At 71.1% G+C, this 22,311-nt stretch carries 24 protein-coding genes; 16 read left to right on the top strand and 8 right to left on the bottom strand.

Annotation, left to right across the window (positions count from 1 at the left end):
* Positions 1–159: 159 nt before the first annotated feature.
* Positions 160–1,431 (bottom strand): S8 family peptidase, encoded by a 1,272-nt coding sequence (locus Asi03nite_RS17990; RefSeq protein ID WP_203681155.1) that lies wholly within the window; start codon positions 1,429–1,431, stop codon positions 160–162.
* A gap of 238 nt (positions 1,432–1,669) precedes the next feature.
* Here Asi03nite_RS17990 and Asi03nite_RS17985 point away from each other — a divergent pair, with 238 nt between their 5' ends.
* The gene (locus Asi03nite_RS17985) at positions 1,670–1,882 is read left to right on the top strand and encodes a DUF7455 domain-containing protein (RefSeq protein WP_203681154.1); all 213 of its coding nucleotides are present in this window, start codon (positions 1,670–1,672) and stop codon (positions 1,880–1,882) included.
* An 82-nt stretch (positions 1,883–1,964) separates the two neighbouring features.
* Positions 1,965–3,329, top strand: coding sequence for a PAS domain-containing sensor histidine kinase (locus Asi03nite_RS17980; protein ID WP_239102759.1), 1,365 nt, complete (start codon positions 1,965–1,967; stop codon positions 3,327–3,329).
* Positions 3,330–3,392: 63 nt separating this feature from the next.
* Here the strand turns inward: Asi03nite_RS17980 and Asi03nite_RS17975 are convergent, their stop codons facing one another.
* The 7 genes from Asi03nite_RS17975 to Asi03nite_RS17945 all read right to left on the bottom strand — a co-directional run bounded on the left by Asi03nite_RS17975 (position 3,393) and on the right by Asi03nite_RS17945 (position 8,781).
* On the bottom strand, positions 3,393–4,211 hold the full coding sequence (locus Asi03nite_RS17975; RefSeq protein WP_239102758.1) for an SRPBCC family protein: 819 nt from the start codon (positions 4,209–4,211) through the stop codon (positions 3,393–3,395).
* Between the two features lie 84 nt (positions 4,212–4,295).
* A complete protein-coding gene (locus Asi03nite_RS17970) occupies positions 4,296–5,045 on the bottom strand; it encodes a hydrolase (RefSeq protein WP_203681152.1) in 750 nt (249 codons plus the stop codon).
* 120 nt (positions 5,046–5,165) lie between these two features.
* Positions 5,166–5,405 (bottom strand): carbon storage regulator CsrA, encoded by a 240-nt coding sequence (gene csrA / locus Asi03nite_RS17965; protein ID WP_203681151.1) that lies wholly within the window; start codon positions 5,403–5,405, stop codon positions 5,166–5,168.
* 82 nt (positions 5,406–5,487) lie between these two features.
* Positions 5,488–5,925: a flagellar assembly protein FliW gene (locus Asi03nite_RS17960; protein ID WP_203681149.1), complete on the bottom strand. Its 438-nt coding sequence runs from the start codon at positions 5,923–5,925 to the stop codon at positions 5,488–5,490.
* A gap of 2 nt (positions 5,926–5,927) precedes the next feature.
* On the bottom strand, positions 5,928–6,851 hold the full coding sequence (locus Asi03nite_RS17955; RefSeq protein WP_203681147.1) for a flagellin N-terminal helical domain-containing protein: 924 nt from the start codon (positions 6,849–6,851) through the stop codon (positions 5,928–5,930).
* An 11-nt stretch (positions 6,852–6,862) separates the two neighbouring features.
* Complete coding sequence (gene flgK / locus Asi03nite_RS17950; RefSeq protein ID WP_203681145.1) at positions 6,863–8,296, bottom strand: flagellar hook-associated protein FlgK; 1,434 nt, start codon at positions 8,294–8,296, stop codon at positions 6,863–6,865.
* Positions 8,296–8,781, bottom strand: coding sequence for a flagellar protein FlgN (locus Asi03nite_RS17945; protein WP_203681143.1), 486 nt, complete (start codon positions 8,779–8,781; stop codon positions 8,296–8,298). The genes flgK and Asi03nite_RS17945 overlap by 1 nt, the downstream gene beginning before the upstream one ends.
* Before the next feature lie 244 nt (positions 8,782–9,025).
* Between Asi03nite_RS17945 and Asi03nite_RS17940 the strand changes: the two genes are divergently transcribed.
* The 14 genes from Asi03nite_RS17940 (at position 9,026) to Asi03nite_RS17875 (ending at position 22,306) form a co-directional block, all read left to right on the top strand.
* Positions 9,026–10,261: a flagellin N-terminal helical domain-containing protein gene (locus tag Asi03nite_RS17940; RefSeq protein ID WP_203681142.1), complete on the top strand. Its 1,236-nt coding sequence runs from the start codon at positions 9,026–9,028 to the stop codon at positions 10,259–10,261.
* A gap of 150 nt (positions 10,262–10,411) precedes the next feature.
* Complete coding sequence (gene fliD, locus Asi03nite_RS17935) at positions 10,412–11,818, top strand: flagellar filament capping protein FliD (RefSeq protein WP_203681141.1); 1,407 nt, start codon at positions 10,412–10,414, stop codon at positions 11,816–11,818.
* A 59-nt stretch (positions 11,819–11,877) separates the two neighbouring features.
* Complete coding sequence (fliS, locus tag Asi03nite_RS17930) at positions 11,878–12,258, top strand: flagellar export chaperone FliS (RefSeq protein WP_203681140.1); 381 nt, start codon at positions 11,878–11,880, stop codon at positions 12,256–12,258.
* 8 nt (positions 12,259–12,266) lie between these two features.
* Complete coding sequence (locus Asi03nite_RS17925) at positions 12,267–12,587, top strand: hypothetical protein (RefSeq protein WP_203681139.1); 321 nt, start codon at positions 12,267–12,269, stop codon at positions 12,585–12,587.
* 181 nt (positions 12,588–12,768) lie between these two features.
* Positions 12,769–13,116 carry a flagellar basal body rod protein FlgB gene (locus Asi03nite_RS17920; RefSeq protein WP_203681138.1) on the top strand — a complete coding sequence of 116 codons (348 nt, stop codon included), beginning with the start codon at positions 12,769–12,771 and terminating at the stop codon, positions 13,114–13,116.
* Positions 13,117–13,118: 2 nt separating this feature from the next.
* A complete protein-coding gene (locus Asi03nite_RS17915) occupies positions 13,119–13,511 on the top strand; it encodes a flagellar basal body rod protein FlgC (protein ID WP_203681136.1) in 393 nt (130 codons plus the stop codon).
* 2 nt (positions 13,512–13,513) lie between these two features.
* On the top strand, positions 13,514–13,864 hold the full coding sequence (fliE, locus tag Asi03nite_RS17910; protein ID WP_203681133.1) for a flagellar hook-basal body complex protein FliE: 351 nt from the start codon (positions 13,514–13,516) through the stop codon (positions 13,862–13,864).
* Between the two features lies 1 nt (position 13,865).
* The gene (gene fliF, locus Asi03nite_RS17905) at positions 13,866–15,485 is read left to right on the top strand and encodes a flagellar basal-body MS-ring/collar protein FliF (RefSeq protein WP_203681132.1); all 1,620 of its coding nucleotides are present in this window, start codon (positions 13,866–13,868) and stop codon (positions 15,483–15,485) included.
* Positions 15,486–15,525: 40 nt separating this feature from the next.
* On the top strand, positions 15,526–16,551 hold the full coding sequence (gene fliG, locus Asi03nite_RS17900; protein WP_203681131.1) for a flagellar motor switch protein FliG: 1,026 nt from the start codon (positions 15,526–15,528) through the stop codon (positions 16,549–16,551).
* Positions 16,535–17,203: a FliH/SctL family protein gene (locus tag Asi03nite_RS17895; RefSeq protein WP_203681130.1), complete on the top strand. Its 669-nt coding sequence runs from the start codon at positions 16,535–16,537 to the stop codon at positions 17,201–17,203. Before fliG ends, Asi03nite_RS17895 begins: the two co-directional genes overlap by 17 nt.
* Positions 17,204–17,214: 11 nt before the next feature.
* Positions 17,215–18,522 carry a FliI/YscN family ATPase gene (locus tag Asi03nite_RS17890; protein ID WP_203681129.1) on the top strand — a complete coding sequence of 436 codons (1,308 nt, stop codon included), beginning with the start codon at positions 17,215–17,217 and terminating at the stop codon, positions 18,520–18,522.
* A 297-nt stretch (positions 18,523–18,819) separates the two neighbouring features.
* On the top strand, positions 18,820–19,293 hold the full coding sequence (locus Asi03nite_RS17885) for a flagellar export protein FliJ (protein ID WP_203681128.1): 474 nt from the start codon (positions 18,820–18,822) through the stop codon (positions 19,291–19,293).
* Positions 19,290–20,273, top strand: a complete 984-nt coding sequence (locus tag Asi03nite_RS17880; RefSeq protein WP_203681127.1) for a transglycosylase SLT domain-containing protein — start codon at positions 19,290–19,292, stop codon at positions 20,271–20,273. Before Asi03nite_RS17885 ends, Asi03nite_RS17880 begins: the two co-directional genes overlap by 4 nt.
* Positions 20,274–20,308: 35 nt before the next feature.
* Positions 20,309–22,306, top strand: a complete 1,998-nt coding sequence (locus tag Asi03nite_RS17875) for a flagellar hook-length control protein FliK (RefSeq protein WP_203681125.1) — start codon at positions 20,309–20,311, stop codon at positions 22,304–22,306.
* Positions 22,307–22,311: the final 5 nt, after the last annotated feature.

Here is a 22,311-nt window from a genome sequence, read left to right as displayed (position 1 = left end):
GGGCAGTTTGCCGAGCAGCGGCCGGACGGGACACGCCCGCCACGAAGGGTCGCGACGGGCGTGTCCGGTTCGGCCCATCCGGGTAGGCAGCGGTGAATCGCACCACCAGCGCCGGCTCGCCACGGAAACCGCGCATCTCCCGGTGGCGCCGGGTCCGGGTCAGTGTGACCGGGTGGTGGCCACCAGCTGCCTCGCGGCCCGCGCCGTACCGGCGGCCGTCGTGGCGTGGTTGAGGTAGCCGGTGTAGAGCACCTTGTTCGGCGAGCCGATGCCCCGGTTCCGGATCAGTCCCGTGCCGGAGTGCCCGACCAGGTCGTCGCGGACCTGCTGCGGGCTCCAAGCCGGGTGGGCGCCGAGCACCAGGGCGGCCGCGCCGGCCACGTGCGGGCTGGCCATCGAGGTGCCGCTCATCACCGAGGTGCCGGTGTCCGAGGTGCTGCCGGCCGACTTGATGGTGACGCCGGGCGCGAACAGGTCGACGCAGGAACCGAAGTTGGAGAAGGACGCGCGCTTGTCGGCGCTGTCCACGGCGCCCACCGTGATCGCGTTGCCGGCGTCGGACGGCGAGAACCTGCAGGCGTTCTCGTTGTCGTTGCCGGCCGCGATCGCGTACGTGACGCCCTTGGCGATCGACCGGTCCACCGCGTCGTCGAGCGCCTTGCTGCGCGGGCCGCCGATGCTCATGTTGGCGACCGCGGGCAGCTTGGCGTTCCTGGTGACCCAGTCGACGCCGGCGATGAAGTCGGAGTACGAGCCCGAGCCGTCGCAGCCCAGCACCTTGACGCCGACCAGCTTGACGTCCTTGGCCACGCCGTAGGTGGCGCCGCCGATGGTGCCGGCCACGTGCGTGCCGTGCCCGTTGCAGTCGTCCGCGGTGCGGTCGTCGCCGACGAAGTCCCAGCCGCTGCTGGCCCGGCCGCCGAAGTCGCGGTGCGAGGTGCGGATGCCGGTGTCGATGACGTACGCGGTGACGTTCCCGGCCGACCGGTACGAGTACTTCTTGTCCAGGGTGCGGACGTGCTGGTCGATGCGGTCCAGGCCCCAGGTGGCGCCGGTCTGGGTGGTGGACGCGGCGCCGATCACGGCGTCCTGCTCGACGTACTCGACGGCCGGATCGGCGGCCAGCCGGGACGCCCGCTCCTGGGACATCCGGGCGTGGAAGCCGCGAACGGTGGCGTGGTAGCTGTTCAGGACCTTTCCGCCGTACCGGGTGACGAGCCGCGGGGAGACCGGCACGCCGGCCTTGAGCACGACGATGTAGCTGTCCTGGATCGCGCCGGCGGCGCCGGCCTCCAGGATGGTTCCGGTCCGCGGAGCGGCCGGCGCCGCGGCGGCCGGGACCGGACCGGTGAAACCGCAGAGGACGGCGGTGGCGGCGCTCGCGACGGCCGCGAAGCGGACGGCCAGGCGACGGGCGGCGGAACCGGGCATCGAATGTCTCCCTCAGTCAGGTGCACCGGCCCCAGGGGGCATGCCGGAGCGGCTTGCGGGAATGTTGGAGACGGAGAGGTGCTGGTCCGGGTCGCGGTCCGGTGCATCGGCGTTGCACCGGTCACAAGGGGTCCGAACCGCTAAGGCCATCTGGCCCTGGGCCGATCTAGTCCGCTGTCAGGACGCTGCACACCGCCGTTGAGCGCCGCTTCATTCGGCCATGAGCAAGGAGAGCGATATGACCACCCTGCTGTCGCCCGAGATCGACACCGTCGGCGAGCTCACCGAGCGCTGCGACCGTTGTGGCGCGGCCGCCAAACTCGAAGTGACCCTGAGCAGCGGCGGTGACCTGGCCTTCTGCGGCCATCACGCGAACCGGATGCATGCTCAGATCGCCCGCGTGGGTAGCAAGGTCCGCCTGGAGAAAGGGTTCTTCTGGGCGGGTAAGTGACGACGGGTAATCAGTCGATCGCGCCGCGATATGCTCATTTCCTCACGTCATGGGGGTATGTGTGCATATCGCGGCGCGCGGCGTGGGCGATCTGTCCCGGGTGATCGCCGGATGCGCCGGGGCCACGGTGGCCGTCATCGGCTTCCTGGAAGTTGGCGGCGCCACACCCGCTCCGGCGGCCGGCCTGATCGTGGCCGGACTTGCCCTGCTGATCTACGCCGTCCGTGGCGGGCGGAAGCGGTCGGCGATCTGGGGCGTCACCGTCGCCCTGATCGCCGCGGCCGCGGTCGCCTCCGGATCGGCCCTCTTCCTCGGCGGCATCACCGTGGTGACGGTGCTCGCCGCCCTGGTGTACCGCCTCGACGCGCCCCCGCCCCCGCCCGCGCCCCCCGGGCCCGCTGCCGAACCGCGCCTGCGGCCGGACTTCGCCGAGACCCTGTGGCAGTCGATGAACGAGGCGGTGATGGTGCTCGACGCCAACTACCGGGTCATCGACGTGAACCGCCGCTGGCGTGAGCTGACCGGTTACGACACCGTCGCCGAGGCACCCGCGCCACCCCTGCCCGGCGCCGGCGGCGACTGGCTGCTGCCCCGCGCCGACGGCACCACCGTCCCGGTGCTGGCCACCGTGGCCACCATCGCCGACGAGGCTGGCGCCCCGCGCGGGTACGTGGCCACCTACGTCGACATCGCCGAGCGCAAGCGCGCCGAGGAGGCGCTCAGCCGGCACGCCGACGAGCTGGAGCGCGGCAACGCCCAGCTGGCCTCGGCGCTCGCCTTCAAGAACGACCTCACCTCGATGCTCACCCACGACATGGCGCAGCCGATCAGCTCGATCGCCAGCCTCGCCGAGCTGCTCTGCGCGGACTGGGGGGATCTGCCCGACGACATCCGGCTGGAGCTGGCCCGGAAGGTCGACAAGAACACCCGGCGGCTGGTCAAGATGATGAACGACCTGCAGCTGCTGTTCCGGCTGGACACCGGCGCGGTCACCGCGCGGCGGGTGCCGGTGCCGCTGCGCGAGGTCGCCGAGGCGGCCACCAGGGTCACCGGCGGCGCGGACCAGGTGAAGATCACCATCGACGACGGCCTCTCCGCGCTGGCCGACCGCGGCCACCTGATCGCGGTGGTGGAGAACCTGCTGAAGAACGCGCTGGCGCACGGCGCGGCCCCGGTCGAGGTCCGGGCCGATCGGGAGGGCCCGGAGACGGTGTTGCTGGAGGTCCGGGACAGCGGTCCGGGCATTCCGGATGACCTGCTGCCCAATCTCTTCGGCAGGTTCATCCGGGGCGCCGGGTTGGGCCTGTTCATCGCCCGGCACCTGGTGGAGGCGAACGGCGGCTCGCTGCGTTACGAACACGCGAAGCCGCGGGGCGCCCGCCTGCTGATCACCCTGGAGACCGCGCCCCGGGCGCCGGGCGAGACGCCCTCCCCGACGTTGCCGTAGCCGCGCGCGACACAAGGGCCGCTCCCGTGCGGGAGCGGCCCTGTCCGGTCGGGATCGGCCCGGTCAGCCGATGCCGCGATCCTCTTCGTTGATCATCCCGCTGCCCCAGTTGTCGCCGGCCGCGGTGTTCCCGCCCATCCGGGCGGTCCCGGACATGCCGCCCATCGGTCCGGCACCACGCCTGGTCGTCTGCTCTCCGCCGCCCGGCAGGTTCCCCGGGCCGGCCGGGTGGTGCAGCGGGTTGTCGGTGAGCCCGGTGCCGGTCGGGTCGGCGTTGCCCAGGTCGGCGGCGCCGGTGTCCCAGCCCGCGCCCGGCTCCGGCGCGGGCTGCGTGGCCGGTGGGTGCTTGTGCACCCGAGCGGCCACCGAGGCCGGTGAGGCGAAGTCGCGGGAGGTGCCGAACAGCGTGTGCGACGGGCTGGCCAGGCGCTTGCTGCTGGCCCCGGTGGGCATCGGTCGACCGCCCAGGACCCCGCTCTCGACCAGGCCCTTGAACGTGGTCAGATCGGCTTTGAGACGGCGGTTCAGCGATTCCTGTCCGTGCCTGTCGCTGGGCATGAGGAAGGCGATGTCGGCCTCGAGCTGAGCGACGATCTGGGTCTTCGTCTCCCCCATCGGGCGCAGCGTGATGGTCTCGGCGAGGAGCGGGCCCTCCATGGTGGACCAGGAGACCCGCTCGTCCGGGGTCCGCTCGATGATCTGCGCGTCGAATTCCCGGCGCTTGCCGTCGACGTCCATGATCCAGTGCGTCTGGTCGCCTCCGGTCGGGGTGACCTGACGGACCCCGGTCATGAACCGCGGGTAGTTCTCGAACGCGGCGAGTTGTTCGTACACCGTGTGCAGCGGCGCACTCACCTCGATGGCCTGCTGAACCATACTCATCGCATCTCTCCCATGCTGAAGTGCTGGCATCACAGAGAGTACGGAGGCGACCGCGACCCGTGTTCACTTTCGCGGAGACAGTGGTCAGACTCGTCGCAGGTACTGCCAGCCGCCCACCTCGGCGGCGTACCGGGCGTCACTCGCGGGCACCAGCGTCACACCGGCGTCCCGCAGCATCGCCACCAGGCGCGGGGACGGGCTGCGCCAGGCCTCGCTGATCTCCACCACGGTGCCGGTGGCCCGGCACGCGGCGGCCAGCTCGCCGATCAGCGAGGGCGACACCGCGGCGTCGTCGACACCGGCCTGGGTCAGCAGCACGAGCGGGCGGGCAAGCTGGGTGGGCACATACCGGGAGGCCCGCTCCAGACCGCGCACGGTGGCCGTGACCAGATCCTCCGCCACCCGCTCGACTGTCGTCTCGCCGGCCGCGAGCCGGGCCCGGACCGACCGGACGTCCAGCAACTCGTCGCCGAGCGGCAGGGCGGAGATCGCCACCGACAGGGCGTCCAGCTGGGTCAGGTCGGGCGGGAGGGCCAGCCAGCCGTCCGGGCGGACCACCTCCACCTCGACGGCCACCCGCAGCGTCATCTCGGTGCGGTGCCGGGCCCGGCGCACGGCGTCCGCGTACGCGGTCAGCCAGGTGGTGTCCGGCCCGGCCTGGTCGGCGAAGGTGAGCGCGGTCAGGCCGGCGCGGTCGGCGGCCGAGACCACCACGCCGACGGCGTCCCGCCCGGCCGAGAAACCGGTGTGCACGTGTGCGTCCACCGTCAGGTCAAGCGCGCACGCGGTGCCGATCGCACCGCCGCCGATGACTGATTCCCGCTCTGCGACCACTGTCCGCTCCCCGACCGAAGTTCTCTGTCGTGGAGAAGAATGCCGACCATACGTTGTCCCCGGGGTCAGCCGCCGGTGCAGGTGAGGTGCGCCCGTCACGGTCAGCGGCGGGCGCGGCTCTCACTCGGCCGGCTTCTCCCGCATCATCCGGGCGATCGCGTCCACGGCCTCGTCGCTCGGCGACGCGGCCTCCCGGTTCGCCTCCTGCAGCTCCCGGTACACCTCCTCGCGGTGCACCTGCACGTCGCGCGGAGCCTGGATGCCCAGCCGGATGACGTCGCCCCGGGCCTCGAGCACGGTGATCACGACATCGTCGCCGATCATCACGCTCTCTCCGGCTCGCCTGGTCAGCACAAGCATCGACGCCCTCCTCCAGCCATGGAACGGACAGCATGGCAAAGGCGCGGCCGCAAGGGTTCGCGACCGCGCCTGCACGGGAGGTTCAGAACGCCCGATTCATGATCGCCCGGACCGGGTAACCCGAGCCGGTCAGGATCGTCTGCATGGCGCGCATGCTGTCGCGGTCCACCACGATCGGTGCGAGAAGGTTCGCGGTGGTCTCCTCCTTGCTCGCGGTGATGACGGTCAGCAGCAGCACGCGGTCCGGGTCCTTGGTGTTCAGCGCCGCGAACACCGCGTCGTCGATCTCCGGGGCGTATTCCGGGAAGAACGGCTCCGGAGGGGCCACCAGGAAGCGCAGCTCCGGGTTGTCGAGCGAGGTGAGAGCGTAGAGCAGACCGTCGTCGTTCAGTCGCACCAGGACGAATTCCTTGTGCGCCGGGAACCCAGGCATGGGGACCGCCATCGAGATGGTCGGCAGGCCCAGCGACGGGTCGGTCATGGTGGCCTCGATCGGTCGGGACATGGTGCGAGTAGTCATGGTCACCTCAGGAAATCGATGAGCGAGGGCTGGATCACCTTGGCCGTGGCGGCCAGGGCGGCCTGATACGAGGTCTGCTGGAGCTGCAATTCCATGATCGCCTTGGGCAGGTCGACATCCTCGATATCGGACAGCTGCGACGACACGGACATCAAGCGGTCCTCAGCGGACTGCTTCATCTGGGTAACCCGATTGTATCGGGCACCTACGTCCGAAAGAGTGGATTTCACGAGATCGGACGCTTTGTCGAGGTTCTGTAGTCCGGTGTCCAGCGCGTCCACATCTCCGGACTTCATCGCGTCGATGATGTTGTCCAACACCCGGAACATCTGGGTGGGATTGTCCGTGCCGTCCGCGGCCTGGTCGGGGCCGAACACCTCGGGACCACGGACGTCGACCCGGACCTTCGCGTTCGGCCCGATCGCCCGGAACGTCTGGCCGGCCGCCTCCCCCGCGTACTTGCCCGAGCTGTCGTAGGCCTCGGCGTCCGGCGTCGAGCCGCCGAAGACCGGCCGGTCCAGGTACTTGGAGTTGGCGAACTGGACCAGGTTCGCCTTGATCTGTCCGAGCTGCTCGGCCCGGGCCCGGTTGGCCTCGGGCGTGCCCTGTCCGCCGGTGCTCTTCGCCTCCAGAGTCAGGTTGCGGGCCACGGTCAGCAGCTCCACCGACGACTGCAGGTTGTCCTGCACGACACCGAGCCGGCCGACCGCGTCGTCGGCGTTGGCCGAGTACTTCCGGTTCGCCCGCACCTCCCCGCGCAGCTGCAGAGCGGTGACCGTGCCGGTCGGCGAGTCCGACGGGCGGTTCAGCTGCTTGCCGCTGGAGATCTGGTCCTGCGCCTGCTGGGTCCGGTTCAGGTTGCGTTGCAGGCTGGCCATGGTGCGGGTGCGCACGCTGCTTTCGGTGACCCTCGGGCTGCTGCTCATGACGGGCTCCCTTACCTACCGACCATGCCGGTGCGGTTGATCAATTGGTCGAGCATCGAGTCGATCGTGGTGAGCACCCGGCTGGCCGCCTCGTACCCACGCTGGTAGGTGAGCAGGTTCGTCATCTCCTCGTCGAGATTCACCCCGGATTCCGCGTCCCGGGCCGCGTCCACCTGGTCGGTCACCGCGTTCTGCACGTCCCGCCGGCGGAGCGCGGACTGCGCCGAGACGCCCAGCTCGCCGATCATCGACTGGTACTCGGCGTCGGCGTCGGTCTTCGAGTCGGCCAGGTCGGAGATCCGGTCCGCGATGTTGCCGTCCAGGATCCTGGGCGTCCCGGTCGGGTCGCCGCTGGAGATCTGCACCTTCGCCGGGTCGGTGACCGCCACCCTGATCTGCGCGGCGGTGATACCGGTGGCCGAGCCGTTGTCGTTGCGGACGAAGAACGGCTCACCGGTCGTACCGTCGGTGGCGAAGCCCTCCGCATGGATCCGGTTGACCGAGTCGGCGAGCTTGCCCGCCACCGTGTCGAGTCGCTTGGTGATGCTGTCCAGCGTGCCGCCCCTGGCGAGCAGCTCCATCGAGGCGCCCATGCTCCCGCCGGCGCCTACCGCGGCCTTGGTGTCCTTGAAACGCAGGTTGACCTCGCTGGTGGCCAGGTCCTCCAGGCGGGCGGCGCCGCCCGGCTCGATCTCGATCTCCCGGGTGCTGAATCCGGCGACCAGCGGCGCGGTGCCAACGAACACGCTGATCGCGCCGTTCGGCGTCTCGACGGCGCTCGCGCCGATCAGCTCGGACAGTTTGAGGATCTGCTGGGCCCGCTGGTCCTGCAGCTCGTTCGCCTGCAGACCGGCCTGGGTGGCGATGACGATCTGGTTGTTCAGCTTGGCCACCGCGTCGGCCGCCTTGTTGACGTCGCCGACATAGGTGTCCAGACCGGTGCGGGCCGCCTCGTACTGGTTGTTCAGCGAGGAGGCCGCGTCGTTCAGCGTGGCGGCCACCGTGTTCGCCTGCTCCAGCACCGCCGACTTGCCGGCCAGCTGGTCCGGGTTGGTGGTGATCGCGTTCCAGCCGTCCCACATGTCGGCGAGCCGGGCCTGCAGGGCGGTGTCGCTGGGTTCCGCGAAGACGTCCTCGATCAGGTTGTACGACCCGGCCCGCGCGTTGTGGTACGCCGAGCTCGCGTGCTCGGCGTAACTGCGCTGGTCCAGGGCCGCGTTGCGAAGCCGCTCCACCGAGGAGACGGTGACGCCGTTGCCGACCGCGGTGGTGGTGGCGTAGACGCCGGGCACCAGGTTCGCGTTCTGCGACTGCATCACCACGCGCTGCCGGGTGTACCCCTCGGTGCTCGCGTTGGCGATGTTCTGGCCGGTGACGTCCAGGCCGCGCCGCTGCGCGTACAGGGAGGTCAGTGCCGTGTTGAGTCCACTGAAAGTGCTGCCCATCAGATCGCCTCATCAACGAGGGTGGGGCGGCGGACGCCGCCGGTGACGGTCTGGCCCTGCGGCCCGTACGTTTCCACAGTCTCGGCGAACACGAGCATGGTTTCGCGAGCCGCGCGCTGACCCGCGGTGAGCAGGTCGCGATTGACGTCGGCCAGGGCCCGGATCTCCGACGTCAGCAGCAGGAACGCCTTGCGGTGCTGGTGCAGCAGGTCCGACCAGGGATCCGGGACGGCGTCGGCCAGCTCGCCCAGCGAGGCCTCCGGGGCCAGGCCGAGCTCGGCGGCGACCTCCTGGGCGTACGCGGCGCGGATGACCTCGGTCTGCCGGATCTGGTCGAGCACCACCTCCACCTCACGGGTGGCGTGGCTGAGCCAGCGCGATCGGTTCGCCGCGAGGAGCAGCTGCTCCTCCTCTAGCTTGAACAGCAGCATCTCCAGCAGCTCGCGAGAGCGCCACAGGACGCTGGCCAGGTCGGTCAGGCTCACCCTGGTCCTCCGTCGTTCGCTGGTCGGGCCGCACCCCGTTGGCAACCCGCTCATTCGGACAGGTCGGCATGTTCGCGGTGCCGCTGAGCGGTTTCCCCCAATCGGCATTTCTCCGCGTTAGCCCGAAAAGCCCGAAGAATTCTCGGAGAATCCTCAGGGCCCTTCGACGCACCGCCGAAGGGAAACACGCAGCACCGGCTCATGGATGGGCCGCACAAGACCCCAGTCAAGGAGGAATCACCCAATGGGTCTTCGCATCAACCAGAACATCGCCGCGCAGAACGCCTACCGGAACCTGTCGGTCACCGACAACCAGATGCAGAAGTCGCTGGAGAAGCTGTCCAGCGGTTTCCGGATCAACCGGGCCGCGGACGACGCGGCCGGTCTCTCGATCTCCGAGGGCCTGCGCGCGCAGACCGGTGGCCTCAAGGTCGCCGTCCGCAACGCCCAGGACGCGATCAGCGTCGTGCAGACCGCTGAGGGTGCTCTCAACGAGACCACCAGCATGCTGCAGCGCATGCGTGACCTGGCGGTCCAGGCCAACAACGCGTCCCTCGACGACGAGGCGAAGAAGGCCGCGAACGCCGAGTTCACGCAGCTCGCCTCGGAGATCGACCGGGTCAGCGACACCACCGCGTTCGGCAAGTCGAAGCTGCTCGACGGCTCCTTCGGCATGTCGGCCAAGACGACCGGCACCCCGATCCCGGGCACCGCCGCCACCCCGCCGGCCACCGGCAACATCCCGACCATGCCGGCCGGCACGACCGACCTGCAGATCACCGACCTCGGCGGCAAGACCCTGAGCCCGCCGATCAGCGTCGCCAACGTCGACTTCAGCAACGGCTCCGGCGGCACGATCAGCCCGCAGGCCGCCGCCGCGAAGGTCAACGACGCGATCGCCACCGCCCTGAAGGACGCCGGGCACGGCGACGTGACGCTGGAGGTCGCCGCCGAGGTCGACAAGACCACCGGCAACATCACCTTCAGCGCGTCCGGCACCACCGGCTTCACGATGACCTCGACCGAGCTGGGGCTCAGCGCGCCGGCCACCGCCCAGTCGTCGACCCCGGGCGCCTTCCAGATCGGCGCGAACTCCGGCGAGACGCTGAGCGTCGGCATCGGGGCCATCAACTCGAAGACCCTCGGCCTGGCGAACCTGGACCTGACCAAGGCCGCCGACCCGGTCGCCGGCACCAAGTCGGGTGCCTCCGAGGCGATGGACGCGCTGGACACGGCCATCCAGTCGGTCTCCGACAAGCGGGCCAAGCTCGGTGCGCACCAGAACCGCTTCGAGCACACCATCAACAACCTCAACGTGGCGGTGGAGAACCTGTCCGCCTCGGAGTCCCGGATCCGGGACACCGACATGGCCCAGGAGATGGTCTCCTTCACCCGGAGCCAGATCCTCACCCAGGCCGGCACCTCGATGCTGTCGCAGGCCAACCAGTCCGCGCAGAACGTGCTGTCGCTGCTCCGCTGACCGCGGACCGCAACCGGATAACCACCGGTAGCGGCTGAATTCGCGCAAGGAACGACCGAAGAGTCGGGGGTAGCCGGCAAGCCCAGCCGGCTGCCCCCGCTCCGCACTCGTCCCCGGTACGAAGATCCTCGGTACGAAAGGCAGGCTCCCGTGACCAGCTCCGTCGACGGCCTCGTCAGTGGCCTCAGCACCTCCTCCCTGATCAGCTCGCTGATGCAGGTCGAGTCGGCCCCGCAGACCAAGCTCAAGACCAAGGTCGAGACGGCACAGACCGCGGTGGCCTCCTACCTCTCGGTCAACGCCAAGGTCAAGTCGGTGAAGTCGGCTGCCGAGTCGCTGGCCGGGCTCGGCTCCTGGCGGGCCCTCACCGCCACGTCCAGCTCGACGGGCGTCACCGCCACCGCGACCGGCGGCCTGACCGGCATGGCCGGCACCGCCAAGTTCGACGTCACCTCGGTGGCCCGGTCGCAGACCACCGTGCTCACCGCTGACGACACCACCGCCCAGGGCGTCTACCCGTCCCAGATCACCGTGCAGCCCGGCAGCTGGGCCAAGGACGCCAACGGCTACGACGAGTTCACCGCCGTGGGCTCCCCGGTGGTCATCGACGTCCCGGAGCCGCGCACCGCGGCGAGCCTCTCCACCGCCGTCAACAACCAGTCCGGCACGCTCGGCATCCGCGCCTCGGTGGTCAACACCTCGGGCAACCAGGGTGTCATCCAGTTCACCTCGATGAAGAGCGGCGCCGCCAACGGCTTCCAGATCGCCGGCCTGGAGAACCACGGTTCCGGCAGCTCCAGCCCGACGACCACGGCCGCCAAGGACGCCGAGCTGACCATGAACCCGGGCACCGCGTCGGAGTACAAGGTCACCAGCTCCTCGAACACGTTCAGCGGGCTGATGCCCGGCGTGACGCTGACCGTGTCGAAGGAGGAGAACGACGTCACGGTCGACGCCACCAACGACACCAAGGCCATCGCCGGCAAGATGCAGGCGCTGGTGGACGGCGTCAACGCGGCGCTCGCCGAGATCAAGACGCAGACCGCGTACGACACCGACACCAAGAAGGGCTCTCCGCTGACCGGTGACTTCACCGTCCGGCAGATGAGCTCGGCGCTGCTCAGCGCGGTCAGCAACGGGCTGTCGTACACCCGGTCCGGAACCGACGCGAACGGCAACGAGACCAGCACGACCGTGGACTTCGGCTCGCTCAAGCAGCTCGGTGTCACGCTGAACAAGGACGGGACGCTCGCGTTCGACGAGGGCGCCTTCACCGACGCGTACAACACCAACCCGAGCAAGGTGCAGGAAGCCGGCATCGCGCTCGGCAACAAGTTCAAGAAGCTCACCGAAACGCAGTCCAACGCCATCACCGGCGTGATGACCGGCCGGAAGAGCGAGATCGCCTCGCTCAACGACCAGATCGACAACTGGGACGTGCGCCTCGCCGCGAAGAAGGAAGCGCTGCAGCGGACGTATACCGCCCTGGAGACCTCGCTCGGCAACCTGAAGAGCCAGTCCAGTTGGCTCTCCGGGCAGCTGGCCAGCCTGGGCTGACCCGCGACCGACGTACCGACCGACGACCCGCCCGCCGCCGGCCCTGACCGAGGAGACCCATGACCGCGCCCAACCTTCGTGACCGCTACCTGCAGGACTCCATCAACACGGCTTCCCCCGCGAAGCTGCTGACGATGCTCTACGACCGGCTCATCCTGGACCTGACACACGGTGAGGACGCGCTGGTCAAGGGCGACCTCGCGACTGCCAACGACAAGCTGAACCACGCGCAGGAGATCATCCTGGAGCTGCGGGTCACGCTGGACGTGAACGCCTGGGAGGGCGCTCCCGGCCTGGCGAACCTCTACGGCTACCTGCTCTCCGAGCTGATCGGGGCGAACATCGCCAAGAGTCCGGAGCGTGTTGCCGTCTGCCGGCAGCTGCTCGAGCCGCTGCGCGACGCGTGGCGCGAGGCGGCCGTCGCGTCCGCGGCGGGTTGAGCACGGCGATGACCCAGGACTGGCGGGGCGCCTGGACGGCGGCGCTCGACGAGCTGGAAATGGACGTCGCGGCGGTCGAGGCGATGCTCGCCGACGAGCGCCGCCACGCGGAGACGCCGCCGGCCGACATCTGGAAGCCGCCCACCGAGCTGGGCGCTCTGCCGCTGGAGCTCAAGCCCCGGGCCGACGAGATCCTCACCCGGCAGTTGGCCGCGGCGCAGGAGATCGCCCGGCGGCTCACCGCGAACCGGCAGCAGGCGGCGGCGACCGCCCGGATCGAGACCGGCGAGGCGGTCAAGCGACCGGTCTACCTGGATTGCGCCATGTGAGCAGGACCCCGAACGTCCCGGACCCCCGATGGGGGTCCGGGACGTTTTCGCGTGCAACCTCGCAGCAACCGTCTGACGCTCAGCGGATCGCCTGGCACGCCGAACTGCATGGTACGAGCACGGATCGCTCACGGAACAGCCATGGATCGGCGGCCGAACGGATCGATCAGGAGCTGCGAAATTGTTCGACGACGTCTCCACGTCTGCACTGCGTGTCGCTGTCACCGGCCTGTCGGCCCGGCAGAACGCCATCGCCAACAACATCGCCAACGTCGAGACCCCGGGCTTCAAGGCCCGTAAGGTCAAATTCGAGGAGGCGCTCCAGGGCGCCGTCGCCCGCGGCGAGTCGCCGCTGGGCATCAGCCCGAGTGTGCAGGAGTCGCTGGAGCCCACCCGGCTCAACGGCAACAACGTGAACCTCGACGAGGAGACGTTGTCGCACATCGACACCACGATGCGCTACCAGCTCACCCTGCGCGCCATCGACAGCAAGTACGGCCTGCTGCGCGACGCCATCAAGGGAGCCTGAGGATGAGCATCTTCAACGCCATCGGGGTCGCGGGCACCGGCGTCACGGTCTACCGCAAGTGGCTCGACGCGGTCTCCGACAACATCGCGAACATGAACAACACCAGTCGTACGTCCGAGAACGCGTTCCAGGCCCGCTACGTGCAGGCCCGGGCAGCGCAGGACGGCAACGGCGCCGAGGTGGCCGGCGTGCAGCTCGGCAGCGCCCAGGGGATCCTGGCCTACGAGCCGGACAACCCGCTGGCCGACAACCAGGGGTACGTCCGCCGGCCGGACATCGACATGGGCAGCCAGATGGCCCAGATGATCATGGCGCAGCGCTCGTACCAGGCAAACCTTTCAGTAGTGGACCGGGCGCGGGACGCCTACGCCGCCGCCATCAACCTCGGGAAGTAGTCATGAGCGCGATCAATCCCATCGGCGCGATCTCCGGCTTCAACGGAATCTCCGGCATCTCGGGCAAACTCGGAATGTCTGGTATTTCGGATGAGTTGAACCTGGACGAGACGGCCAAGACACCCAGTCCGAACGCCGACTTCGCCCGGATGCTGTCCAAGGGCTTGGAGAGCGTCCAAGCCTCCCAGGACAAGGCGAGCGACCTCGCCGTCCAGGTCGCCAACGGAACGCTGCAGGACCCGGCCCAGTACACGATGGCCGCGAACGAGGCGTCCCTCGGGCTCCAGATGACTCTCGCCGTTCGTAACAAGGCCGTCGAGGCCTTCCAGGAAATCATGAGGATGCAGGCCTGACATGACTGACCGCCTTCCCGCACCGGTACGCCGCATCACGGACACCTTCAAGTCCTTCACGCCGGGACAGAAGGCTGTCACGATCTTCGCGGTGCTGGCCATCGTCGTCGGTGGGTACTTCTTCGCGACGTGGGCGGCCAAACCGTCGTACGCCATCCTGTTCAACAACCTGTCGACCAAGGACGCCGGCGCCATCGTCGAGTCGCTGCAGAAGGCCGGCACCAAGTACGAACTGGCCAACGACGGCCAGACCATCATGGTGCCGCAGGACCAGGTGAACACCCTGCGTCTCCAGCTCTCCGGCGAGGGCCTGCCCAACGACGAGGGCACCGGCTATTCGCTGCTGGACCAGCAGGGCATCACCACCAGCGACTTCATGCAGCACGCCAACTACCAGCGGGCGCTGGAGGGCGAGCTGGCCAAGACGATCAAGTCGATCGACGGCGTCGAGGCGGCCACCGTGCACCTCGTGCTGCCGAAGAAGGACGTCTTCGCCGACAACAGCGCCAAACCGACCGCCTCGGTGCTGGTCGCCTCGAAGTCCACCGCACCGCTCAACGGCGACCAGGTCCAGGCCATCGTGCACCTGGTCGCGTCCAGCGTCGAAGGCCTCGACCCGACCCAGGTCACCGTCGCCGGCGCGGACGGCAAGATCCTCTCCACGGGCGGCGGCGCCGCCATCGCCACCGGCGGGGACAGCGGCTCGGAGGCACAGACCGTCGAATTCCAGAACCGGATGAACGCCTCGCTGCAGGGCATGCTGGACCGGCTGGTCGGGCCCTCGCACTCGGTCGTCACCGTCACCGCCGACCTGGACTTCGACTCGACCGAGACGAGCAGCAAGAAGTACAGCTCCGACCCCTCCCTCCCGTCGCTCTCCGAGACCAACAGCTCCGAGACCTACAGCGGCAACGGCGTCGGCAACGGCGGCGTGCTGGGCCCGGACAACATCCAGGTCCCGAACGGCGCCGGCTCCAACGGGCAGTACGCCAACAAGAACGAGGCCCGGCAGAACGCCGTCAACGAGGTGCGCGAGGTCCGCCGGAAGGCGCCGGGCAGCATCCGCCGGCTCAGCGTCGCGGTCCTGCTGGACAGCACCACCGCGGCCGCCATCGACCCGACCCAGGTGCAGCAGCTGATCAGCTCGGCCGCCGGGGTGGACTCCACCCGCGGCGACACCATCGCGGTCAGCGCCATGCCGTTCGACACCTCGGCCCAGCAGTCGGCCAAGGACGAACTGGCCGCCGCGGCCGCCGCGGAGAAGCAGAACAAGCAGCTCACCCTGATCAAGACCGGCGCGCTCGCCTCCGTGGTGCTGCTGCTGATCTTCCTGGCCTGGCGGGCCAGCCGGCGGGCCCAGCGCCGCCAGCAGCTCAGCGCCGAGGAGAAGGCGCACCTGGAGCAGATGCAGGCCGCGCTGGACGCGCAGCGCCAGGCCGAGCTGGAGGCCACCCAGGCCATGCACGCGGCCGGGATGCTGGAGAGCGGCGTGCCCGTGGAGGAGCACGACGAGGCTCGCGAGGAACGGCACCGCGAGATCGAGGAGATGGTCAAGGAGAAGCCGGACGAGATGGCGACTCTGTTGCGCGGCTGGATGTCCGCCGACGCGACGCACCACTGACACCCCCAGAAGGCAAGAAAGACGGTTCTAGGAGTACGCGTTGACCACACCCGCGCTCACCACGCTCTCCATGACGGGCGTCCGCAAAGCCGCGATCATGCTGATCCAGTTCGGCAAGGAGCAATCCGCGCAGGTGCTCGCGAACATGTCGGAGAAGGAGGTCGAGATGCTCTCCGCGGAAGTCGCGCGGCTGGGCAAGCTCGACCCCGTCCAGGTCGACGACGTGCTGGACGAGTTCTATGCCATGGCGACCACCCGGTTCGCCGGGTCCGGTGGCATGGACTACGCCCGTGAGCTGCTGGAGGCGTCCCTCGGCAAGGAACGCGCGGCGCTGATCCTGGACCGGCTCGAAGCGTCGATGAACGACATCCCGTTCAACTTCCTGAGCCACGCCGACCCGCGGCAGCTGCTCTCCTACGTCCAGTACGAGCACCCGCAGACGATCGCCCTGGTGCTCGCGCACATCCCGGCGGCGCTGGCCTCGTCGATCCTGGCCGGCCTGCCGCTGGAGGTGCAGACCGAGGTTGCCCACCGCATCGCGATCATGGACCGTACCTCGCCGGACATCATCCGCCAGGTGGAGAGCGCCCTGCAGCGCAAGCTGTCCAGCGTGCTGCAGCCGGACGAGCTCTCCACGGTCGGCGGCCTGCAGCCGCTGGTCGACATCATCAACCGTGCCGACCGCACCACCGAGCGGCTCATCCTGGAGGCCCTCGACGCCCGCAGCCCGGAGCTGGCCGAGGAGATCCGGCGCCGGATGTTCATGTTCGAGGACATCGTGAACCTCGAGGAGCGCGCGGTGCAGCTGATCCTGCGCCAGGTGGAGCCGGCCGACCTGGCCACCGCCCTCAAGGGCGTCCCGGAGAGCGTGCGCGACAAGGTCACCAAGAACCTCTCCGAGCGCGGCCGGGAGAACCTCCTGGAGGAGATGGACCTGCTCGGCCCGGTCAAGGTCAAGATGGTCGAGGAGGCACAGGCCAAGATCGTCGGTGTCATCCGCACCCTGGAGGACTCCGGCCAGATCGAGATCCAGCGTGGTGGCGAGGCCGATGAGCTCATCGCCTGACGGCCCGGTCATCCGCGGCGCGGTGGCGCAGAGCGCCGCCGCCGCCCGGTTCGCCACCGACCTGCGGATGCCCGACCCGAACGACCCGAAGTTGCTGGAGGAGGCCCGTCAGCAGGCCCGGACCACCGGCTACGCGGAAGGCTGGGCGCAGGGCAAACGCGATGCCGCGGCCGCCGCCGAGGAGGCCGCGGCTCGCGCGCGGGCCGCCGAGGAACACCACGAGCAGCGGCGGTCGGCGGCCCTGGCGCAGGCCGTGAACGCGCTCGGCCGGGCCGTCACCGAGCTGGAGAACCAGCTCATGCCGACCTTCACCGAGCTGCAGGAAGTCGTGCTGAGCAGCGCGTTCGAGCTGGCCGAGGCGATCGTCGGGCGCACCCTGCACGACGACGAGGGACGCGGGCGGGACGCGCTGCGGCGGGCGATGACCGCGGCGCCGGAACACGGCGACATGCTGGTCCGCCTGCACCCCGACGACTACGCCCACCTGGTCGACGACGAGGACGGCACCTTCGAGTACCAGGGCCGTCCAATCAAACTGCACGCCGACCCGACCCTCCGGCCCGGCGACGCGGTCGCCGAGACCGGCACCGCGACCGTCGACGCGACCATCGCGGCCGCGGTGCAACGGGCGCGGGAAGCCCTCCGAATCTGAAGAAGTCCACCATGACCGATGTCTTCCAGCACCGCATGCGCAGCGCGATCGCCGCGGCCCGGCCCTCGGTCAGCGGCCGGGTCACCGGGGCCGTGGGCCTGCGGGTGACGGTGAGCGGGCTGGAGGCCCGCGTCGGCGAGCTGCTGCAGATCGGCGAGGGGCCGGACGCGGTGCTCGCCGAGGTCGCGGCCCTGGACGGGCAACAGCTGAACTGCCTGCCGCTCGGCCCGATCGCCGGGATCGGCGCCGGCACCCCGGCCAAGAGCACCGGCGGGCCGCTGCGCATCGCCGTCGGACCCGACCTGCGCGGCCGGATCCTGGACGGCCTGGGCCGTCCGATGGACGGCGGGCCCCCGCTGCGCGGCGAGCTGGTCTCGATCGATCAGGCCCCGCCCTCGGCGATGGAGCGCCAGCTCGTCGACCGGCCGATGTCCCTGGGCGTACGGGTGCTGGACACCCTCGTCCCGTGCGGCCGCGGCCAGCGGATCGGCATCTTCGCCGGCTCCGGCGTCGGCAAGTCCACCCTGATGAGCATGATCACCCGGGGCACCTCGGCGGAGCTGAACGTGGTCGCCCTGGTCGGCGAGCGGGGCCGCGAGGTGCGCGAGTTCATCGAGCACGACCTCGGCGAGGAGGGCCTGGCCCGGTCCGTGGTGGTGATCGCCACCTCGGACACGCCCCCGCTGGTCCGGCTCCGGGCCGGCTCGGTGGCCACCCGGATCGCCGAGTACTACCGGGACGAGGGTTCCGACGTGCTGCTGATGATGGACAGCGTGACGCGCGCGGCGATGGCCCAGCGCGAGGTCGGCCTCTCGGTCGGCGAGCCGCCGGCCACCCGCGGCTACCCGCCGTCGGTCTTCGCGATGCTGGCCTCGCTGCTGGAACGCGCCGGGCCGGGTGCCCGGGGCAGCATCACCGGCCTCTACACGGTCCTGGTCGAGGGCGACGACCACAACGAGCCGATCGCGGACGCGGCCCGCTCGATCCTGGACGGCCACATCGTGCTGGACCGCAAGCTGGCCACCGCCGGCCACTTCCCCAGCATCCAGGCCCTCGACTCGATCTCCCGGGTGGCCAACAAGATCACCACGCGCGAGCAGCGCGCGGACGCCGCCGAGCTGCGCCGGCTGATGGCCGCCCACCGGGAGGTCCGCGAGCTGGTGGAGATCGGCGCGTACGTCCCGGGCACCAACCCGGAGGCCGACCGCGCCAATGCGGCGTGGCCGCGGATCAGCGCCTTCCTGCGCCAGGACCTCGACGAGCGGGTCACGGCCGAAGGCGCCTGGGCCGCGCTGCGGGCCCTGCTCGCCACCACCTGACCTCCGCCGGCTCACCGCGGCGCCGGCCGCACTGCCGCCGGCCACCTCGCGCACGCTCACGGCTGGCACCCAGAGGGGTCTCGACCGCCCGGACACACCCATCACGCCCAGCCGGACACCGGCTGCGCGTGGTGAGCGCTGCGCGTGGTGAGCGGTGCGCGCGGCTGGGCCGTATGTGGTGCGGGGCCCGGTGTGGCGGTGCGGGGCGTTGCGGGTTGGGTGCAGGGGCTCAGCGGATCCCGACGCGGGCCGAACCGGGAGTGTGAGGGCCCGTCGCCCCGCCGCTAGGAGGCCAACGTGAACCGCATCTTCCGACTCACCCCCGTGCTGCGTGCGCGCAAGGCACAGGAGGACGCCGCGCGCGGGGAACTGTTCCAGTCGCGAGCGGAGATCCGGGAGGCGCAGGCCCTGGTCAAACGCCGAAGGCTGGATCTGGTCGGCGCCGACGCGCCGACCGAGGGGTCCGCCCGGGCCATGGTCGCCGCGCTGGTGGCGCGGCAGTCGCTGGCCGCCGGCGTGTTCGGCGCGCAGCGGATGGTCACCGACGCCGAAGAGGCCGAGCGGGAGAAGATGGCCGCCCTCACCGACGCCGCGAAGCGCAGACGCGCCGTGGAGATGTTGGCCGAGCGGCACGCCGCCACGGTCCAGGCCCACGATCTGCGCACCGATCAGGCCAACCTCGACGAGTTGGCGGTCACCGCGAAGGCACGGAATGCCGCCCGTGGCGTGGAGACGCCGAGTTCCGCCGAGAAGAACGGGAGCAATGCATGAGCCTGGGTGTCAGCGGAGTGCTGTCCCGCGTCGCCGAGTTGCAGGAGCAGCTCGGTCTGAACTCGCCGCCCCCGGCGGTGACCGGCACGTCCGGAGGCAAGTTCGCGTCGGCGCTGGCCCAGGCGACCGGGACCGGCCAGGGCAAGGCCGCGGCGGCCGGCCCGTCCGGGGACGACGTGGTCACCGCCGCGCGCGGGTACCTGGGTACGCCGTACGTCTTCGGCGGCACCGACCCGAAGAAGGGCCTGGACTGTTCCGGCCTGGTCCAGCAGGTCTACGGAGACCTGGGGATCAAGCTGCCGCGCAACTCCTGGCAGCAGGCGACCGCGGGCCGCCCGGTGGCGAGCCTGGCCGACGCCAAGCCGGGTGACGTGCTCGCGTTCGACTCGCCGGTGGACCACGTGGCCATCTACATCGGCGACAACAAGATGATCGCGGCGCCGAAGCCCGGCGACCACGTCAAGATCCAGTCGGTGTACGAGCGTCCGACGCACATCCGGCGCATCCTCGACGACGTGCCGGCCGTCGCGGTGCAGGACATGTCGTCGCTGCGGCCAGCCGGGCTGCGTGGGTCGGCGGCCGGTGGCGGGCTGCCCGGGGTGCCGTACGCGGACCTGTTCGTCAAGGCCGGCGCGCGCTACGACGTCTCGCCGAAGCTGCTGGCCGCGGTCGCGAAGGTGGAGTCCGGGTACAACCCCAGGGCGGTCAGCAAGGCCGGCGCGCAGGGTCTGATGCAGCTGATGCCGGGCACCGCGAAGGGGCTGGGGGTGACCGACGCGTTCGACCCGGAGCAGGCGGTGAACGGCGCCGCGAAGATGCTGCGCGGGCTGTTGAAGGAGTTCAAGTCGGTGCCGCTGGCGCTGGCCGCGTACAACGCGGGCGGCGGCGCGGTGCACCGGTACGGCGGCATCCCGCCGTTCAGCGAGACCCAGGCATACGTGCCGAAGGTCCAGAAGGCACTGGCCGCGCTCGGCGGCTGAGACCTCCACTTCCAGCGGTGAGGAGTCAGATGATCATGCCGAGTTCTGTGACGGGCCCGGACCACCAGCGGCCCGCTGCCGACACCGGTCGGCGACCCGCCGGCCGGCGCGAGGAGGGGCTGGACTTCGGTTCGGCGCTCTCCGCCGAGCTGGGCCGCGAGGACCGGGACGAGACGGCCGGGGAGGCCGCGCGGCTGCGGTCGGCGCGTGCCGCCGCGGACCGGGCCACCGCCGGCCGGGCCACCGCCGGCCGGGAGGCCGCGGACCGCGCCGCGACGGACCGTGCGGCCGCCGCGCGGGCCGCCGTGGACCGGGCCGCCGACCTGCGGGCGGCCACCAACCGTGCCGCCGCCGAACGGGCGGACCTGGACCGGGCGAAGCTGGACCGGAACGAGGCGCAGCGGTCGAACCTGAACCGCGCCGCCACGAGCCGGGCGGCCGCCGACCGGGCCGCCGACGACCGCGCGACCGCGAGCCGGGCGAGCACCGACCGGCCGGCGAACGAGCCGGACGAGGTCTCCGGCACCCGGGACGACCAGGACACCACCGCGAAGTCACCCGCTCCGGACCGCGCCCACCGCGCCCGGGGGGCCAGGACCAGGACCGACGCGGCGGGTCCCAAGGACACCGCGGGGACCGGCCCGGCGGAGCGGACGGCCGGCGCCGAGAAGAGCGCCGAGCAGCCCACTGAGCAGGCGGCGCCGGCGACCACCGCGGCGACCTTGACCGCCTCCGCGCTCTCCGTGGCCAGCCCGGCTCCGGCGGCGACCACGGAGGCCGCCGCCTCGGACGCCGCCGGCTCCGCACCGGTCACCGGTGTGGCCGGGACCGGCGGCACGACGACCCCGGGCAGCACCCGGCCCAGCGCTGTCCCGACCGGGGCGGCGCGGGCAGGCGGCCCGGACGCAACCGGCCAGGCGCTCGCGGCCGGACCGGACCGGGCCGGCGTCGCGGCCGGCGCGCCCGCCGCCACGGGTGCCGGGACCGCGCCCGGCACGGCTCAGCCCGGCGGTGTGGGCGTCCCCGGCAACGGCGGCCAGGGCGGCACGCCGCAGGCCGGAACCACCCCGGCCGGCCCGGTGCAGGCCGACCCGAATCAGCGGGGTGTCGACCTCGCCGGCACTCCGGCCCGCCCGGCCTGGGCGAACCCGGCAGCCACCGCCCGCACCGAGGGCACCGCCACCGGACCGGAGACCCAGGCCACCGCCACCACCGGACCGGACGTCACCGGCCCCGCCCCCGCGGCGCCCGGTGACGCGACCCAGCCGGCCGTGGTTCCGGCTCCGGCCACCGCCGCCGACCCCGGCAACGGTCCGGGCGCCGGCTCCGGCAACGGTCCGGGCGCCGGCTCCGGGGGCGACGGCTCGGACAGTTCCGCGGGGCGCGGGGCGGACACGTTTGGTACCCGGGAGATCGATCCGGAGGCCGCGACCGCACCGCCCGCCGTGCCCACCACGATCCCGGCGGCGCAGCCCGACGGCGCCGACGCCGGACTTCCGCCCGGTGCGCCGCTGCCCGGGGTGACCGGCCCGCAGGCCGCCGCACCCGCCGCGGCGGCCACCCCGGCCGCGTCGGTGGCGGAGAACAGCACGCCGGTGCCGACCGGCCCGCCGGCCGAGCAGATCGCGATGCGGATCGCGCCGCTGCGGCTGGACCCGGACGGCGTGCACCGGCTCACCGTGCACCTGCACCCGGTCGACCTGGGCCCGGTGCAGGTGGTCGCGGAGATCCGCAACGGCGACATCAGCGTGCAGCTCACCGGCGGCACCGACGCCGGCACCGAGGCGCTCCGCTCGGGTCTCGACGACCTGCGGCGCGACCTGCAGGAGTCCGGCTTCGGGAACTGCTCGCTGGACCTGCGCCAGGGTTCGCCGCAGCAGGACCAGGCGCGGCAGCAGTTCGAGGCGGGCGGCGGCTTCGGCGGCCGGCGCGGCACGGGCGGCGAGACCGGCGGCGGCGCCGATCGACCGGCCGAGCCGGCCCCGGTGGCGACCCGGCGGGTCACCCCCGGGCGGCTGGACATCCACGCCTGACACGG

Origin of the sequence: Actinoplanes siamensis (assembly GCF_016862395.1) — a bacterium.
Taxonomy (GTDB): domain Bacteria; phylum Actinomycetota; class Actinomycetes; order Mycobacteriales; family Micromonosporaceae; genus Actinoplanes; species Actinoplanes siamensis.
This window is presented reverse-complemented; position numbering and strand designations above follow the sequence as displayed.

What these genes read in the sequence shown, in the direction of transcription:
- Asi03nite_RS17975 (WP_239102758.1), bottom strand. Translation starts at nt 4,211, where the DNA reads ATGAGTATGGTTCAGCAGGCCATCGAGGTGAGTGCGCCGCTGCACACG.
- csrA (WP_203681151.1), bottom strand. Translation starts at nt 5,405, where the DNA reads ATGCTTGTGCTGACCAGGCGAGCCGGAGAGAGCGTGATGATCGGCGAC.
- fliS (WP_203681140.1), top strand. Translation starts at nt 11,878, where the DNA reads ATGACCGCGCCCAACCTTCGTGACCGCTACCTGCAGGACTCCATCAAC.
- fliE (WP_203681133.1), top strand. Translation starts at nt 13,514, where the DNA reads ATGAGCGCGATCAATCCCATCGGCGCGATCTCCGGCTTCAACGGAATC.
- Asi03nite_RS17990 (WP_203681155.1), bottom strand. Translation starts at nt 1,431, where the DNA reads ATGCCCGGTTCCGCCGCCCGTCGCCTGGCCGTCCGCTTCGCGGCCGTC.
- Asi03nite_RS17985 (WP_203681154.1), top strand. Translation starts at nt 1,670, where the DNA reads ATGACCACCCTGCTGTCGCCCGAGATCGACACCGTCGGCGAGCTCACC.
- fliF (WP_203681132.1), top strand. Translation starts at nt 13,866, where the DNA reads ATGACTGACCGCCTTCCCGCACCGGTACGCCGCATCACGGACACCTTC.
- Asi03nite_RS17875 (WP_203681125.1), top strand. Translation starts at nt 20,309, where the DNA reads ATGCCGAGTTCTGTGACGGGCCCGGACCACCAGCGGCCCGCTGCCGAC.
- Asi03nite_RS17960 (WP_203681149.1), bottom strand. Translation starts at nt 5,925, where the DNA reads ATGACTACTCGCACCATGTCCCGACCGATCGAGGCCACCATGACCGAC.
- Asi03nite_RS17880 (WP_203681127.1), top strand. Translation starts at nt 19,290, where the DNA reads ATGAGCCTGGGTGTCAGCGGAGTGCTGTCCCGCGTCGCCGAGTTGCAG.
- Asi03nite_RS17940 (WP_203681142.1), top strand. Translation starts at nt 9,026, where the DNA reads ATGGGTCTTCGCATCAACCAGAACATCGCCGCGCAGAACGCCTACCGG.
- Asi03nite_RS17955 (WP_203681147.1), bottom strand. Translation starts at nt 6,851, where the DNA reads ATGAGCAGCAGCCCGAGGGTCACCGAAAGCAGCGTGCGCACCCGCACC.
- flgK (WP_203681145.1), bottom strand. Translation starts at nt 8,296, where the DNA reads ATGGGCAGCACTTTCAGTGGACTCAACACGGCACTGACCTCCCTGTAC.
- Asi03nite_RS17895 (WP_203681130.1), top strand. Translation starts at nt 16,535, where the DNA reads ATGAGCTCATCGCCTGACGGCCCGGTCATCCGCGGCGCGGTGGCGCAG.
- Asi03nite_RS17915 (WP_203681136.1), top strand. Translation starts at nt 13,119, where the DNA reads ATGAGCATCTTCAACGCCATCGGGGTCGCGGGCACCGGCGTCACGGTC.
- Asi03nite_RS17925 (WP_203681139.1), top strand. Translation starts at nt 12,267, where the DNA reads ATGACCCAGGACTGGCGGGGCGCCTGGACGGCGGCGCTCGACGAGCTG.
- Asi03nite_RS17890 (WP_203681129.1), top strand. Translation starts at nt 17,215, where the DNA reads ATGACCGATGTCTTCCAGCACCGCATGCGCAGCGCGATCGCCGCGGCC.